General features: G+C 64.7%; 11 protein-coding genes. 5 read left to right on the top strand and 6 right to left on the bottom strand.

Going from position 1 to position 14,352, the window contains the following annotated elements:
• A partial coding sequence (locus tag NK214_RS18230) for a hypothetical protein (RefSeq protein WP_253315160.1) occupies window positions 1-231 on the top strand: 231 nt, incomplete at its 5' end.
• A 429-nt stretch (window positions 232-660) separates the two neighbouring features.
• Here the strand turns inward: NK214_RS18230 and NK214_RS18225 are convergent.
• The 3 genes from NK214_RS18225 to NK214_RS18215 form a co-directional block, all read right to left on the bottom strand.
• Window positions 661-2,193 carry a catalase gene (locus NK214_RS18225; protein WP_253315159.1) on the bottom strand — a complete coding sequence of 511 codons (1,533 nt, stop codon included), beginning with the start codon at window positions 2,191-2,193 and terminating at the stop codon, window positions 661-663.
• Window positions 2,194-2,318: 125 nt separating this feature from the next.
• Window positions 2,319-2,897 carry a TMEM175 family protein gene (locus NK214_RS18220; RefSeq protein ID WP_081556483.1) on the bottom strand — a complete coding sequence of 193 codons (579 nt, stop codon included), beginning with the start codon at window positions 2,895-2,897 and terminating at the stop codon, window positions 2,319-2,321.
• 145 nt (window positions 2,898-3,042) lie between these two features.
• Window positions 3,043-4,035: a sensor histidine kinase gene (locus tag NK214_RS18215; protein WP_227106033.1), complete on the bottom strand. Its 993-nt coding sequence runs from the start codon at window positions 4,033-4,035 to the stop codon at window positions 3,043-3,045.
• 159 nt (window positions 4,036-4,194) lie between these two features.
• On the opposite strand from NK214_RS18215, the gene argH reads away from it, so the two are divergent.
• From argH to NK214_RS18200, 3 genes are all read left to right on the top strand, one after another.
• Window positions 4,195-5,580, top strand: coding sequence for an argininosuccinate lyase (argH, locus tag NK214_RS18210; RefSeq protein ID WP_107801515.1), 1,386 nt, complete (start codon window positions 4,195-4,197; stop codon window positions 5,578-5,580).
• A 653-nt stretch (window positions 5,581-6,233) separates the two neighbouring features.
• Window positions 6,234-7,838, top strand: coding sequence for an EAL domain-containing protein (locus tag NK214_RS18205; protein WP_158274404.1), 1,605 nt, complete (start codon window positions 6,234-6,236; stop codon window positions 7,836-7,838).
• 120 nt (window positions 7,839-7,958) lie between these two features.
• Complete coding sequence (locus NK214_RS18200) at window positions 7,959-8,726, top strand: DeoR/GlpR family DNA-binding transcription regulator (RefSeq protein WP_019103455.1); 768 nt, start codon at window positions 7,959-7,961, stop codon at window positions 8,724-8,726.
• Window positions 8,727-8,892: 166 nt separating this feature from the next.
• Here the strand turns inward: NK214_RS18200 and NK214_RS18195 are convergent, their stop codons facing one another.
• Complete coding sequence (locus NK214_RS18195; RefSeq protein ID WP_227106036.1) at window positions 8,893-10,482, bottom strand: diguanylate cyclase; 1,590 nt, start codon at window positions 10,480-10,482, stop codon at window positions 8,893-8,895.
• A 113-nt stretch (window positions 10,483-10,595) separates the two neighbouring features.
• On the opposite strand from NK214_RS18195, the gene NK214_RS18190 reads away from it, so the two are divergent.
• Window positions 10,596-12,509, top strand: a complete 1,914-nt coding sequence (locus NK214_RS18190) for a ribonuclease catalytic domain-containing protein (protein WP_227106037.1) — start codon at window positions 10,596-10,598, stop codon at window positions 12,507-12,509.
• A gap of 209 nt (window positions 12,510-12,718) precedes the next feature.
• Here NK214_RS18190 and NK214_RS18185 read toward each other — a convergent pair whose 3' ends face one another.
• Together NK214_RS18185 and NK214_RS18180 are read right to left on the bottom strand one after the other, a co-directional pair.
• The gene (locus NK214_RS18185; protein ID WP_107801512.1) at window positions 12,719-13,540 is read right to left on the bottom strand and encodes an HDOD domain-containing protein; all 822 of its coding nucleotides are present in this window, start codon (window positions 13,538-13,540) and stop codon (window positions 12,719-12,721) included.
• A 184-nt stretch (window positions 13,541-13,724) separates the two neighbouring features.
• Entirely contained in the window at window positions 13,725-14,351 is a 627-nt protein-coding gene (locus NK214_RS18180) for a bifunctional 4-hydroxy-2-oxoglutarate aldolase/2-dehydro-3-deoxy-phosphogluconate aldolase (RefSeq protein WP_048408066.1), read from the bottom strand.
• Between the last annotated feature and the right edge of the window lies 1 nt (window position 14,352).

Below are 14,352 nucleotides of genomic sequence, written 5' to 3'. Positions count from 1 at the left end.
GTCGGCAAAGGCCTGCTCAGCCGCGTGGCGCGCGACATCGATTTTGACGACCGCGCCGGACGCGGCCAGTGGATGGGTTTCTTCAACTATCTGGAAATCATGATGCTGCTGGGCGCCGACCGGGTCCGGGTCTACCGCCATGTCGATAGCCAGCACCAGATCTACCTGGCGCTGGGACAGCGCTTCAGCTTGGAAGCGCGCTTCCGCCGCATCCGCCTGCGAAACCGCTAAGCACCTTGCGGTGGGTATCGCTACGCTCCACCCACCCTACGGCGGATGGTTTGTCGGGGTATTTGTAGGGTGGGTGGAGCCGCAGGCGATACCCACCAAAGCCCGCCGCCAAGACCCAAGCATCGGTTCCATCGCGTTTCCGCGTGGGTATCGCCGCGCTCCACCCACCCGACGGCGGATGGTCTTGTAGGGTGGGTGGAGCCGCAGGCAATACCCACCAAAGCCCGCCGCCAAGGTCCAAGCATCGATTCCATCGCGTTTCCGTGTGGGTATCGCTGCGCTCCACCCACCCTACGGCGGATGGTCTTGTAGGGTGGGTGGAGCCGCAGGCGATACCCACCAAACCCCGCCGACACTGCTGTCACGGCGCGGCGCGCGCGCAAAAACGGGGCGGCCCTGGGCCGCCCCGCTTAACTCAAGCGGCTACGCTTATTCCTGCAACAACGCCGCCCTGCGCTCAATCCCCTTCACCTCCACCTTCAAGGCCTTGGCCAGACGCTCGCCGTACTGGCGGTCCGCCTTGTAGAAGTGCGACAGCATGATGTCGCGGGTTTCGACATTGCGCACCTTGGCCAGATCGCCGGACAGATTACGGATCAAGTCCGCCTGGTCCTGCGCGCTCAGCGAGCGGTAGAACTCGCCGGCCTGCTGGAAGTTCAGCGTCTTGGCGATGGCCTCCTGCTGGGTATTGCCCTGCAAGGGCAGGCGGCTGTGCTTGAACTGCGGGTCCTGCGGCTTGGGAGCCAACCGGCTGGGCTCGTAATTGACGCTGCCCTGGCGGCCGGAGGCGTTTTGCGCGCCGTCCTGATTATTGTTCACCACCTCAACCCGCGGACGGTTCACCGGCAGCGCCTGGAAATTGGTGCCGACGCGGTGCATCTGAGTGTCCAGATAGGAGAACAGCCGGCCTTGCAGCAGGCGGTCTTCCGAGGCTTCGATGCCCGGCACCAAGTTGGCCGGCGACATCGCCACCTGCTCGGTGGCTTCGAAGAAGTTGGCCGGCACTTGGTTCAGCGTCATGGTGCCCACCTTGCGCTCCGCCACGCCGGTCCACACCTTGGTGGGGTCCAGCGGGTTGAAGGCGAAGCGGTTCATGTCCTCGGGCTGGATCAACTGCACGTACAAGTCCCAGGACGGGTAGCGCTTCTGTTCTATGCTTTGCAGCAGGTCCGCGGTGGCGTGGCCGACCGATTGGCCCTGCACCTTGGGCAGTTCGTCCGGGCGCAGATTGCGTTCGCCCTGATGCGATTTCCAGGTGAACTTGGCGTATTGGTAGCGGCCGTCCGCGGCCACCAGTTTCAGCGCGTGCACGCTGCTGCCGTTCATTTCACGGTAATTGGCCGGGGTGCCGTAGTTGGAGTACACCCGGGTCAGCATATGGGTGGATTCCGGCAAATGGGAGAAGAAGTCGAAGACGCGGTTGGGGTCTTGCTCATTGCTGACCGGGTCCGGCTTCAGCGAATGCACCATGTCCGGAAACTTGATCGCGTCGCGGATGAAGAACACCGGCAGGTTGTTGCCCACCAGGTCCCAGTTGCCCTGCGCGGTATAGAACTTGGTGGCGAAGCCGCGCGGGTCGCGGTCGGTTTCCGGCGCGCCGCGGCTGCCGATCACGGTGGAGAAGCGCACGAACACCGGCGTTTTTTCGCCCTTGCGGAATACCAGGGCGCGGCTGACGTCCTGCAAGCCCTCGCTGGCGACGAAGACGCCGCCGGCGCCTACGCCGCGCGCGTGGACCACGCGTTCTGGGATGCGCTCGCGGTCGAAGCGCTGCAGTTTTTGCAGCAGTTGAATGTCTTGCAGCAGGGTGGGGCCGTTGGGGCCGGCGGTCTGGCTGTTCTGGTTGTCGCCCACCGGCGCGCCGTTGTCCTGGGTCAGGTTGGCGGCTTGGCTCAGAGCGGCGCTACAAGCCAGCGCCAGGGTGAAAAGCTTGCGGTTCACGGAAAAGGTCAGAACTGACATTGGCACTCCCATAAATTATTAGAACATTTACTAAGGGAGCGGCCATTATCGGAAGTGACGATAGTTTTGTTAAATCTTAAATTACAATTTGTTTGATAGTGTTTATTAATGGAACGAAGACGGCCTCATTTCTCCGCCAGCAGTCGTTCTATGCGGCGGTCCGGCACCAGCCAGATCAGGGCCATCAGCACATACATCGCCGCGGACAGCCATTCCCAGTAAAAGGCGGCGGCGATGCCGATCAGATAGCACAGCGGGGAGATCTTGCCCTTGATGTCCTTGCCCAAGGCCTCGGACAGTCGGGTGCGGTTGCCGGGCAGGCACAGCAGCGATTGCTGCATCAGCCACCAGGCCAGCGCGCACATCAGCAACACCACGCCGTACAGGGCCAGCGGCAGCGGCGCGAAGTGGTTTTCCCCCATCCAGCCGGTGACGAAGGGAATCAGCGACAGCCAGAACAGCAGGTGCAGATTGGCCCACAGTACGCGGCCGTCCACGCGCTGGATGGCGTGGTAGAAGTGGTGGTGGTTGTTCCAGTACAGGCCTACGTAGATGAAGCTGAGCACATAGCTGAGAAAGACCGGCCAACGGTCTTGCAGCGCCGTCCAGCTGGTGTCGTGCGGCACTTTCAGTTCCAGCACCATGATGGTGATGATGATGGCGAGCACGCCGTCGCTGAAAGCTTCCAGCCGGTTCTTTCCCATGATGTCCCTATCAGCTGTTTCAAGTGGATGACGGGGTCAGTATAGACGGCTTTCAGAGCGTGTTTACGATCGGGCGAGCAAGGGCGGGACAAGGCGTACTCACCGCGCAACGCTCCGCGACGCGCAGCAGAGCGTCAACAGGTTCTTAGCCCGGCCGCTGGGCCGGCGCCGGGCGATAAGGCAGGCGGATGCGGGTGATGAAGCGTTCGCCGTCCAGCCGGGCGCTGAGCGAGGCCTCGGCGTCGAAATACAGCTCCAGCCGCTCGGCCAGATTGTCCAGCGCCATGTGGTGGCCGGGTGCGGCCGCCGCCGGCTCCGGATTGACCGGATTGCTCAGCGTCAGCTCCAGCTGATGTTCTAGCTGGCGCGCCTGGATGCGGATTTCGCCGCCGTCGGCCAGCCGTTCTATGCCGTGGAACACCGCGTTTTCCGCCAGCGGCTGCAGGATCAGCGGCGGCAGCGCCGCGTCCAGCGGCGCTTGCACGTCCCAGCTCACTTGCAGGCGCGCGCCCAGCCGTTCGGCCTCGATCGCCAGATACATCGCCGCCAGTTCGATTTCGCGGCCCAGCGTGGATTGCCGCGCCGGATCGCCCAGCTGGGCGCGGAACAGATCGGCCAGGTTTTCCAGCACCATTTCCGCCTTGTCCGGCTGCTTGCCGATCAGCGCGATGGCGGCGTTGAGGCTGTTGAACAGGAAATGCGGGCGGATGCGCGCCTGCAGCGCGATCAGCCGCGCCTCCGACAGCGCCGGGGACAAGGCGCGCGCGCGCAGATTGAGGTAATGCTGCATCAGCCCGCCCACCGCGCCGGCCAGCAGCACCTGACCCCAGGGCATGGGCGCCAGCGGGTTGAGCAGACGGCCGCAGAAGGCGAAGGACAGCAGGCAGATGGCGGCGGCGCTCAGCGTCACGCGCCGGCCGCGGTAGAGGCGGCGGCCCAGCAAGGCCAGCAGGCCCAGGCTTAGCAAGGCGCCGGGCACCAGCAGGCTGGACAGGCGCAGCAGCCGCCAGGGCAGCGGCTCGCCGCCGTCGTCCAGCAACAGGCCGCCCAGCAGGAACAGGCCGAGCAGCAGCAAGGCGCGCAGCAGCACGCCCAGGTTGCGGTAGTCGGGCAGGTCGGACGGGGGCGGTAGCGGCATGAGGGCGCGGCCGGAAATAGGATAGCCGCATCATAGCAAGGAAAACCCGCACTGGCCGAAGGCGCTCGCCGCTGGCATAGTAGGGGATTCCCGGCGGCGCCGCGCGCCCCCGGAGTTTCGCCAAGTTTTTCGTCCGCAGCCATCGTAGAAAGCATCGCCATGCAAGATCAACACGCCTGGTCCGGCCGTTTCTCGGAGCCGGTATCCGAACTCGTCAAGAAATACACCGCTTCGGTGGATTTCGACCGACGACTGGCCGAATTCGACATCGAGGGCTCGCTGGCCCACGCCGCCATGTTGCAGCGCGCCGGCGTTCTGTCCGCCGAAGACCTGGCAGCGATCCGACGAGGCATGGGCGAAGTGCTGGACGATATCCGCGCCGGCCGCTTCGAGTGGAGCGTGGATCTGGAAGACGTGCACATGAACGTGGAGCGCCGGCTGACCGACAAGATCGGCGACGCCGGCAAGCGCCTGCACACCGGCCGCAGCCGCAACGACCAGGTGGCCACCGACATCCGCCTGTGGCTGCGCGCGCAGATCGACGCCATCGTCGGCCTGATCGGTGAACTGCAGCACAGCCTGCTGGACCTGGCGGAACAGCACGCCGAAACCGTGCTGCCCGGCTTCACCCATTTGCAGGTGGCGCAGCCGGTGACCTTCGGCCACCACATGCTGGCCTATGTGGAAATGCTGGCGCGCGACGCCGAACGCATGAGCGACTGTCGCAAGCGCGTCAACCGCCTGCCCTTGGGCGCGGCGGCGCTGGCCGGCACCACCTTCCCGATAGACCGCCATTACACCGCCCAGCTGCTGGGTTTCGACGATGTTTGCCACAACTCGCTGGACGCGGTGTCCGACCGCGATTTCGCGATTGAATTCACCGCCGCCGCCAGCTTGGTGATGGTGCATCTGTCGCGGCTGTCCGAGGAGCTGATCCTGTGGATGAGCCCGCGCGTCGGCTTCATCGACATCGCCGACCGTTTCTGCACCGGCAGTTCCATCATGCCGCAGAAGAAGAACCCGGACGTGCCGGAGCTGGTGCGCGGCAAGTCCGGCCGCGTGGTCGGCCATCTGATCGCGCTGGTGACGCTGATGAAGGCGCAGCCGCTGGCTTACAACAAGGACAACCAGGAGGACAAGGAGCCGCTGTTCGACACCGCGGACACCTTGATCGACACCCTGCGCATCTACGCCGACATGATGCGCGGCGTCACCGTCAAGCCGGAGGCGATGCGCGCGGCGGTGTTGCAAGGCTTCGCCACCGCCACCGATCTGGCCGACTACCTGGTGAAGAAGGGCGTGCCCTTCCGCGACAGCCACGAGGTGGTGGCGCTGACGGTGCGCCACGCCGAGCAGCAGGGCGTGGACATCGCCGACCTGTCGCTGGCCAAGCTGCGCGAGTTCTCGCCCTTGATCGATGAGGACGTGTTCGCGGTGCTGAGCCCGGAAGGCAGTCTGGCGCAGCGCGACCACGTGGGCGGCACCGCGCCGCGCCAGGTGCGCTTGCAGATCGAGCGCCATCGTCAACGCCTGCAGCCGCGTTAAGCCCCTTAGAACCTGTTCAAGGTCGGCTGCGCTTCCTGAGATGCGGCGCGCTGAGCGCCGCTCTGTCTCGTTCTTGCCCGCAAGCCTTTGAATAGGCCTTTGATGGCCGTCAGGCCGCGGCCCGCCATCCCGGCGGCGCGCGGCCTGTTCTTGTTTGGGGGCCTGCCGATTGCGGCAATTTATATCAAACAACAGTCAATCAAAGACATTTTATTAAATAAATCTTTCTAATTAGCTTTTCTGTCTCCGGCTAAACCGTTATCTTTAGCGCCAGACTTGCGGGAGCTTCGAAAAATCGCGACGGCGGCCGACACGCCGCGCGGCTGGTTTTCCAAATTTCTCCAAGAACGTGTTTACGATCCAGCGAGCCAGAGCGAGACCAGGCGTTGCGGCTGAGAAAGCGGAATGCACACGTGGTGCATGAGTGTTTCGAAGCGCAGCTCACCGTGTCGCGTCTCACGGCGCGCGGCAGATCGTAAACAGGTTCCAAGGGACGGCGCGGCAACGCCCGCCTATCCCTCATCCTGGCAGTCCCCGTCTATCCATGCTGTTCTCGCCAGCGCCAGCCGTGCCGCGGATTGGCGCGCGCCGCCATGGCCGGACGCGGGGCCGCTTCTTGTCATTACAGTCACTCAGTCACGCCGGGGAACAATGTGTTTTGTCGCCATCGCTTCCGTCACCTGATCAGCCGAGGCAATCAATTCCGCGGCAGCCTCAACGCCGCGGAATGGGCCTTGGTCTTGCTGGTGGCCGTGTTGCCGGCGGTGATAGGCCTGCCCCTGACCTGGAACCGCTACCAGCTGGACGTGCAGGCGCAGCTGCAAAGCGCGGCGGGGCGCGCGGTCAATTCGGTGGACCGGGTGTTCAGCCAGGTGGACCGCTCATTGCGGGAGGCCGCGCCGTTGGCCGGCCAGCCCTGCCCGCAGGCGCGCGGCAAGCTGGTGTCGCTGGCGGCCTTCGATCCCTATATCCGCTCGCTGGGGCTGATGGACGGCCGCCGCCTGTACTGCACCTCGGTGCTGGGCGCGCAGTACTCGGATCTGCCCTTCACCCCGTCGGCGCCGCAGCAGCTGATCTACCGTCTGGACTCCGGCCCCTTGTACCCCAAGCGTCCCTTCCTGATGCGCACCTTGCTGGGGGAGCGGGGGCAGGCCGTCGTCGCCAGCGTGGAACTGGCCTATTTCAGCCCTCTGCTGCCCTGGCAGGCCGACGACGGCCACAGCGGTTCGCTGCTGGTGTTGAATCACAAGGAGGCGGTGCAGTCCACATTGCCGGGCGCCGCCGAGGTGCCGGCCAGCGCGGTGCTGCGGGTGATCGCGGCCTCGGAGCGCTTTCCGCTGGCGGTGCACAGCTGGGTGGACGCCGACTACCTGTGGCGCGGCGCGTCGGCGCGCCTGCTGCGCGCCCTGCTCTTGTTGCTGCCGGTGGGCGTGGTCGGCGCGGTCCTGCTGCTGGGTTATCTGCGCAAGCGCGGCTCGGTCAGCGGGGAAATCCTGCTGGCCTTGCGCAATCAGGAGTTCCTGCCTTACTACCAGCCGGTGTTCGACGCCTGCGGCCGCCGCTGCATGGGGGTGGAGGTGTTGCTGCGCTGGCAGCATCCGCGTCAGGGGCTGACGCCGCCGGATCTGTTCATCCCGGTGGCGGAGGCCTCCGGCATGATCATCCAGATCACCCGCTATCTGATGCGGCGGGTGGCCGCCGACATGGCGTCGCTGCCCTTGCCCGATCGCTTTTTCGTGGCGCTGAATCTGTCGCCCAGCCATCTGCAGCACGCGCAACTGGTGGAGGACTGTCAGGCGTTTTTGCGACACTTCCCGAAGACGCCGCCGCGGCTGGTGCTGGAAGTGACCGAGCGCGAGCCCATCCGGGTGACGCCGCAAAGCCAGCAGGTGATGGCCGCGCTGCGGCGGATGCGGGTGCAGATCGCCATCGACGACTTCGGCACCGGCCACAGCAGCCTGGCCGAGCTCAACCGCATTCACGCCGATCATCTGAAGATAGACCGGGTGTTCGTGGCGGCGATAGGCAGCGACTCCATCGCCAACCGCATCCTGGAGATGATCATCGATCTGGCCAAGCAGCTGCGCATCTCCATGGTGGCCGAGGGCGTGGAAACCGAACAGCAGCGCGCTTATCTGCAGCAAAGCGGCGTGCATTATCTGCAAGGCTATCTGCTGGCGCGGCCGATGCCGCTGGAACAGCTGCGCGATTTTCTGTGGGGGCGTCCGCCGCTGGCGGAGGGCCAGCCGGTCTCCTGAGCAAAAAATACGCAATAAACGAACACTATTGGCCGATATCAAGCCGGAATAGTGGTTCTGTTTGCCGCTGACCCGCAAAATATGTTACTAAAGTGACGTGATTTTCGATTCCGAATAGTTATGAGCCGCTCACCCCGTCACGACAAGATTCTGCAGCTGGTCCGCGAAAACGGCTTCATGCCGATCGAAGAGTTGGCCAGACTGCTCGATGTCACCCCGCAAACCATTCGCCGCGATATCAACCAGCTGTGCGAGGCCAATCTGTTGCGCCGCTACCACGGCGGCGCCGCCCTGGGCAGCAGCGTGGAGAATGAGGACTATTTCGCGCGCAAAGGAAAATTCCAGAGCGAAAAAGCGCATATCGCGGACATGATCGCCAGCAGCATTCCCGATCACGCCTCGCTGTTCATGAGCATAGGCACCACCATAGAGGCGGTGGCCCAGGCGCTGACCAGCACGCACAAGGGTTTGCGGGTGATCACCAACAACATCCATGTGGCCTCCATCATGTCCACCAATCCGGATTTCACGGTGATGATCACCTCCGGCACGGTGCGCGCGTCCGACGGCGGCATCACCGGCGTGGCCACGCTGGACTTCATCAACCAGTTCAAGGTGGACTACGCCATCATCGGCGTGTCCGGCATCGAGCCGGACGGCTCGCTGCTGGACTTCGATTACCGCGAAGTGCGGGTGGCGCAGGCGATGATGTCCAACGCCCGTCACCGTTACCTGGCGGCGGACCACAGCAAGTTCGGCCGCAACGCCCTGGTGCGCATGGGACACATCAGCGAGTTCCACACCGTGTTCACCGACGCGCTGCCGCCGGAGCCGGTGACCAAGCTGCTGGAAGAGCAGGGCGTGCGCCTGGTGCTGACCGAGGCCTGAGACGCTTTCAAAGCCTGCCGCGCTTCGGCGGTGTTAACAGGCTTTGAGCACGCGGATCGTAAACAGGCGTCCTGGGTGCGGCGCTGAGCGCCGCGCCCGAAAAAAAGCCCGGAACCTCTCGGTGGTCCGGGCTTTTTCGCGTCCGGGCGGGGCCCGGCGGCGGGGCTCAGTCCTGCATGATCTCCACCCGGTTGCGGCCGTTGGCCTTGGCCCGGTACAGCATTTCGTCGGCCTGACGCACCAGCTCGGTGCTGCTGGCGGCGGTGTCCAGCGAGCTGATGCCCACGCTGAAGGTCTGGCGGAAGTCGCCGTCCGGCGCGCGCTGCTCTATCTGGCTGAAGTCCTGGCGCAGCTGGTCCATCAGTTCGCGCGCCTGCGTCTGATGGGTGCCGGGCAGCACGATGGCGAACTCCTCGCCGCCGTAGCGGCCCACCAGATCGCTGCTGCGCAGCCGTTCCTTGAGGAAACGCGCCAGATTGATTAGCAGCTCGTCGCCGGCCGGATGGCCGTGGCTGTCGTTGATGGTCTTGAAGAAGTCCAGGTCCAGCATCGCCAGCGACAGCGGCCGCTGATCGCGGCGCGCGCGCTGGATGCCGTACTCCAGCTGGCCGTGCAGATGGGAGTGGTTGAGCAGGCCGGTGAGGCTGTCGTTGATGATGTAGGAACGCAGCTTGCGGTAGCGGCGCGCGCGGTTGATCACGGTGACGATCAACTCCTCCGGCGCCACCGGCTTGGTCAGGAAGCCGTCTATGCCCAGGGTCAGCGCGTCCAGCTGCACCGCCTGGCGCTTTTCCACCGACAGGAACACCACCGGGATGCCGTCCAGCAGCCGCTGCTGGCGGATCACCTTGGCCAGCTCCATGCCGCTGCACTGCGGCATGTACATGTCCATCAGGATCAGGTCGGGGCGGAACTGCTCTATCATGTCCAGCACCCGTTCCGGCTGGGTCTCCTCGCGGGTTTCCACCCCCTGGGCGTTGAGCACGCTGGAGTAGAGCCCGGCCAGCGATTCCATGTCCTCCACGATCAGCACGCGCAAGGGCTCGCGCTTCTCGCCCAGATCGCTGAAGCTCAGCTGGTCAATCAGCTGATGCGCTTGCAGCGGCCAGTCCAGCAGGCTGCCGGCGCCGGCGCGCACCGCCGCCAGCCGCGCCTGGAAATCGTGCAGCGGCGAGGTCAGGATCAGCGGACAGATGCTGCTGATGGTGGGGGCCAGCAAAAGGATGGGATCGTTGGCGGCGAACTCGGTGAAAGCCACCACCGCTTCCGGCGCCTTGTCCTGCAGCGCCTGGGCCAGTTTGGCCGCCTGCTGGATCACCTTGGCGTGGATGCCGTAGCAGGACAGCTGCTGGATCAGCGGCGTGGCGTCCACGTCTTGCGGCAGCCATAGATAGAGGGTGACCAGGCCGCCGCCCAGCAGGGCGTCGTAGTCGATCTCCGGCAGGCCGTCCTTGCGCTCCATCATGCCCAGCTGGCTGACCAGGCCCAGGTGGTGGCGCAGCCGGTTGTAGCGCTCGCTTTCCGACGGCGCGGTCTGCGGTTGCTGGATCCAGCCTTGCAGCAGCCGCGACAGGGTCTGGATTTCCCCGGTGATTTCGTTGAGGTCCTGCTCGCGCACCATGTCCTCCAGCCGCAGGATCAGCGACAGCAGGTGGGCGGCCAGCGGCCGCTCCCAGCGGGTGACGAGCAGGTGGCCGATGCGATCGATTTCCTGTGCCAGATGCACACGTTGTTTGAAAGCCTGATGTTGCGACATGATCAAGTATTCCCCGGTGGACCCGGTCGTCCAATATTCAAGTTCTGAAGCCGCGCCTGAGGCGCGCTGTTATAATCCGCCGTTGGATTGCAACGGCCTGGCAAAAATTTTTAATGAACGTTTTTTACGAAGAGAGCGGCGGCTTTAAGGTCGGCAGCATCGTTTCGCGCAATGACGCTAGTCTGCAAGTGGATACCCAGCATGGCAAGCGCGCCAAGATCAAGGCGGCGAATGTTTTTCTGGAGTTTAGCTCCGCATTGGGCGATTTTCTGCCCATGGTAGAGCAACTTGCCGCGGATATTGACCTGGATTTCCTGTGGGAATGCTGCCCGGACGACGAGTTCGGCTATGAGGCGCTGGCGGCCGATTACTGGGGCCGCGCGCCGTCGGCGGCCGAGGCCGCCGCCATCGTGTCGCGGCTGTACGGCGCGCCGATGTATTTCTACAAAAAAGGCAAGGGCCGCTACAAGAAGGCGCCGGAAGACGCGCTGAAGGCGGCGTTGGCCGGGCTGGAGCGCAAGAAGCGCGAGCAGGAGCAGATCGACCAGTGGGTGGCGGAGCTGAAAGCCGGCCAGCTGCCGGAGGCGATCCGCGGCCAGCTGATGACCTTGTTGTGGAAACCCGACAAGAACACGCTGGAGTTCAAGGCCTTCGACCAGGCCTCGCGCGAGCTGAGCCTGCCGCCGCTGCGGCTGGCGGACAAGGTGGGCGGCATCTCTTCGGTGCCGGACTACCTGATGGCCGGCTTCATGCTGGAGTTCTTCCCCAAGGGCCGCGGCTTCGGCAAGTACGAACTGCCCACGCTGCCGGAAGAGCTGCCGCTGTCGCCGGTGCGTGCCTTCTCCATCGACGACGCCAACACCACCGAGATCGACGATGCCTTGTCGGTGCAGGACCTGCCCAACGGCAACAAGCGCGTCGGCATTCATATCGCCGCGCCGTCGCTGGGCATAGAGATAGGCTCGCCGCTGGAAAAGCTGCTGCTGTCCCGGCTGTCCACCGTGTATTTCCCCGGCGACAAGATCACCATGCTGCCGGACGATCTGGTGGAGATGTTCACCCTCAAGGAAGGGCACGACTGCCCGGCGCTCAGCCTCTACGTGGAGGTGACGCCTGAGTTCGAGCCGGTGGCCTACGAGAACCGCATCGAGAAGGTGCATATCGCCGCCAACCTGCGCCACGCCGCGCTGGAGCAGTTCTTCAACGAAGAGACGCTGGCTTGCGATCCGGGCGTGGACTATCCGTTCAAGCAGGAACTGATCTGGTTCTGGCAGTTCGCCGAGGCGCTGGAGAAGCGCCGCGGCAAATACGACCCGACCCGGCCGGTGCAGATGGATTACAACTTCGACGTGGTCGACGGCAAGGTGCTGATCACCTTGCGCAAGCGCGGCGCGCCGATGGACAAGCTGGTGTCCGAGCTGATGATTCTGGCCAACAGCGAGTGGGGCCGGATGCTGGCCGAGGCCGACATCCCCGGCATGTACCGCGCGCAAAGCATGGGCAAGGTGAGGATGACCACGCGGCCCGAGCCGCACACCGGCTTGGGCGTGGCTCAATACGCGTGGGCCACGTCGCCGCTGCGCCGCGCCACCGACTTCATCAACCAGCGCCAGCTGATGTCCATGATCCGCGGCGAGAAGCCGCAGTTCGAGCAGGGCGACGCGATGCTGTTCGCCATCCTGCGCGATTTCGACACCACCTACTCCGCCTACCTGGGCTTCCAGGACCGGATGGAGCATTTCTGGTGCCTGCGCTGGTTCAGCCAGGAGGGGGTGTCCGATCCCACCGCCGCCTTCATCAAGGAAGACCTGGTGCGCATCGACGGCCTGCCGATGCGGGTGCGCATCCCGGGCCTGCCGGAGCTGGCGCGCGGCGACCGCATCCAGCTGTCGGTGATCCGCATTGACGAGCTGATGCAGGAGATCGAACTGCGCTGCGTTGGTGTGCTCGGCCATGTCGACGCCGCCGAGGACGAGGCGTCGGAAGCCGAGACGGAGACGGGCGAGGCGGACGGCCAGGCCGGTTGAGTCCGCAATGCGAAACGTGCGAAAAGGCGGCTTGGGCCGCCTTTTTTGCGTCCGGCCGGACGGTGCTTAGAGCCTGTTCAAGATTTCGCGAGCTAAGGCGAGGCAAGGCGAAAACAGCTGAGAAAGCGGAATGTACGCGTGGTACATGAGCATTTCGAAGCTGTTTTCAACGCCGGATCGCCGATGCGCAGCAGACATTGAATAGGTTCTTAGAACATTTCATCCAGCGCGGTGCAGGCCTCGCGCAACTCCGGCAGCGCCGCGGCCAGGTCCTCGCGCTTCAAGCCGGCGCGCTCCATCACGCTGACCGGCAGGGTGGCCAGCATGTCCTCCTCGCTCATATCGTGATTGAAGCCGGAGGTCATGAAGGACGCCAGGCCGATCAGCAGCGCGAACGGCGACACTTCCTCGTTCAGCAGATCGTGCTGGTTGAAGATGGCTTCCTGGATTTCGTCCGGAAAATTCCAGCGCCGCGCCAGCTCGGCGCCCACCTCGGTCAGATCCATGCCCAGCAGCATGCGCTCGGTGGCCACCCGGTCGGCGCCGCCGGCGACGATGCGGTCTATCTGCAAAGCCTGTTCCGGCACCGCCACATAGAGCACCAGTTCGCCGATATTGGACAGCAGGCCGCAGGTATAGCCCAGCTGCGGGTCCAGCCGGGCCAGCTTGGCCAGCCGTTTGGCGGCGTTGGCCATCGCGAAGCTGCGCTGCCAGAACGCCTTCATGTCGAAGCCCTGGATGCCCAGCGTGGCGCCGGTGACGCCGGAGGCGATCACCAGCACCCTGAGGTTGTCGAAGCCGAGCAGGATGATGGCGTCGTCCAGAGAGCCCACGCGCCGGCTGCCGCCGAAGCGCGCGGTATTGGCCAGCCGCAGCACGCGCGCGGTCAGCACCTGGTCATGTCCCACCTTGTCGGTAATTTCATCGATGTTCACGTCGGTGCGGTGAAAACTGGCCACCAGCTCCTGGACCACTTTGGGCACCATGGGCAGTTTGCCCGACGCTTTTTCAAATATTTCCGCCACTTGCATAGGGGTCTCCAATAGGTGAGCCGTCGCCGGCGCGGGCGTGGGCCGGCAGGCGATGAAGTCCTGCTTCTTGAGCTTAGGCAATTGGCGGGGGAAAGGAAGGACAAAACCGGACAGGGGCGGGCCGGCGGCGGGCGGCCCGCCAAAAAAAACAGGGCCGGGAGGCCCTGTAAAGAAGCAACGTCGTTTAATTCCTGTGCAGCTGGCTCGCTTCCAAGGCCAGCTGGGTGATGCGGTCCCAATCGCGGTTGGCGATGGCGTCGTCCGGAGTCAGCCAGCTGCCGCCCACGGCCAGCACATTGGGCAGCGCCAGGTATTCCGGCGCTTTCTTGATGTCGATGCCGCCGGTGGGGCAGAAGCGCAGATCGGAGAACGGGCTGGCCAGCGATTTGAGCAGCTTGACGCCGCCCACGGCCTCGGCCGGGAACAGCTTCTGGATGGTGAAGCCCTCGTCCTGGGCGCGCATCGCCTCGGACGGGGTGGCGATGCCGGGAATCAGCGTCAGATTGGCGGCGCGGGCGGCGGCGCCCAGCTCCGGGGTGAAGCCGGGGCTGACGCCGAATTGCGCGCCGGCGTCGATGGCGGCCTCCACGTGGGCGCGGGTGCGCAGCGTGCCGGCGCCGACGATGGCGCCCGGCACTTCGTCGCGCATGCGGCGCATCGCCGCCAGCGCGGCCTTGGTGCGCAGCGTCACTTCCAGCACGCGCACGCCGCCGGCCACCAGCGCCTGGGCCAGCTCAACGGCCACGGCCGCGTCGTTGACGATGATCACCGGAACAACCGGGCCTTGGCGCAGCAGGGTCAATGCGTCCATA

Source organism: Chromobacterium sp. S0633 (genome assembly GCF_024158805.1).
Classification (GTDB): Bacteria; Pseudomonadota; Gammaproteobacteria; order Burkholderiales; family Chromobacteriaceae; genus Chromobacterium.
Note: the sequence above shows the minus strand (reverse complement) of the source record. Positions and strands in the feature narration are given on the sequence as shown.

Bases quoted from the DNA above. Each gene is read 5' to 3' on its own strand.
- NK214_RS18180 (WP_048408066.1), bottom strand. From the start codon at position 14,351: ATGGACGCATTGACCCTGCTGCGCCAAGGCCCGGTTGTTCCGGTGATC.
- NK214_RS18185 (WP_107801512.1), bottom strand. From the start codon at position 13,540: ATGCAAGTGGCGGAAATATTTGAAAAAGCGTCGGGCAAACTGCCCATG.
- NK214_RS18200 (WP_019103455.1), top strand. From the start codon at position 7,959: ATGAGCCGCTCACCCCGTCACGACAAGATTCTGCAGCTGGTCCGCGAA.
- argH (WP_107801515.1), top strand. From the start codon at position 4,195: ATGCAAGATCAACACGCCTGGTCCGGCCGTTTCTCGGAGCCGGTATCC.
- NK214_RS18215 (WP_227106033.1), bottom strand. From the start codon at position 4,035: ATGCCGCTACCGCCCCCGTCCGACCTGCCCGACTACCGCAACCTGGGC.
- NK214_RS18220 (WP_081556483.1), bottom strand. From the start codon at position 2,897: ATGGGAAAGAACCGGCTGGAAGCTTTCAGCGACGGCGTGCTCGCCATC.
- NK214_RS18195 (WP_227106036.1), bottom strand. From the start codon at position 10,482: ATGTCGCAACATCAGGCTTTCAAACAACGTGTGCATCTGGCACAGGAA.
- NK214_RS18190 (WP_227106037.1), top strand. From the start codon at position 10,596: ATGAACGTTTTTTACGAAGAGAGCGGCGGCTTTAAGGTCGGCAGCATC.
- NK214_RS18225 (WP_253315159.1), bottom strand. From the start codon at position 2,193: ATGTCAGTTCTGACCTTTTCCGTGAACCGCAAGCTTTTCACCCTGGCG.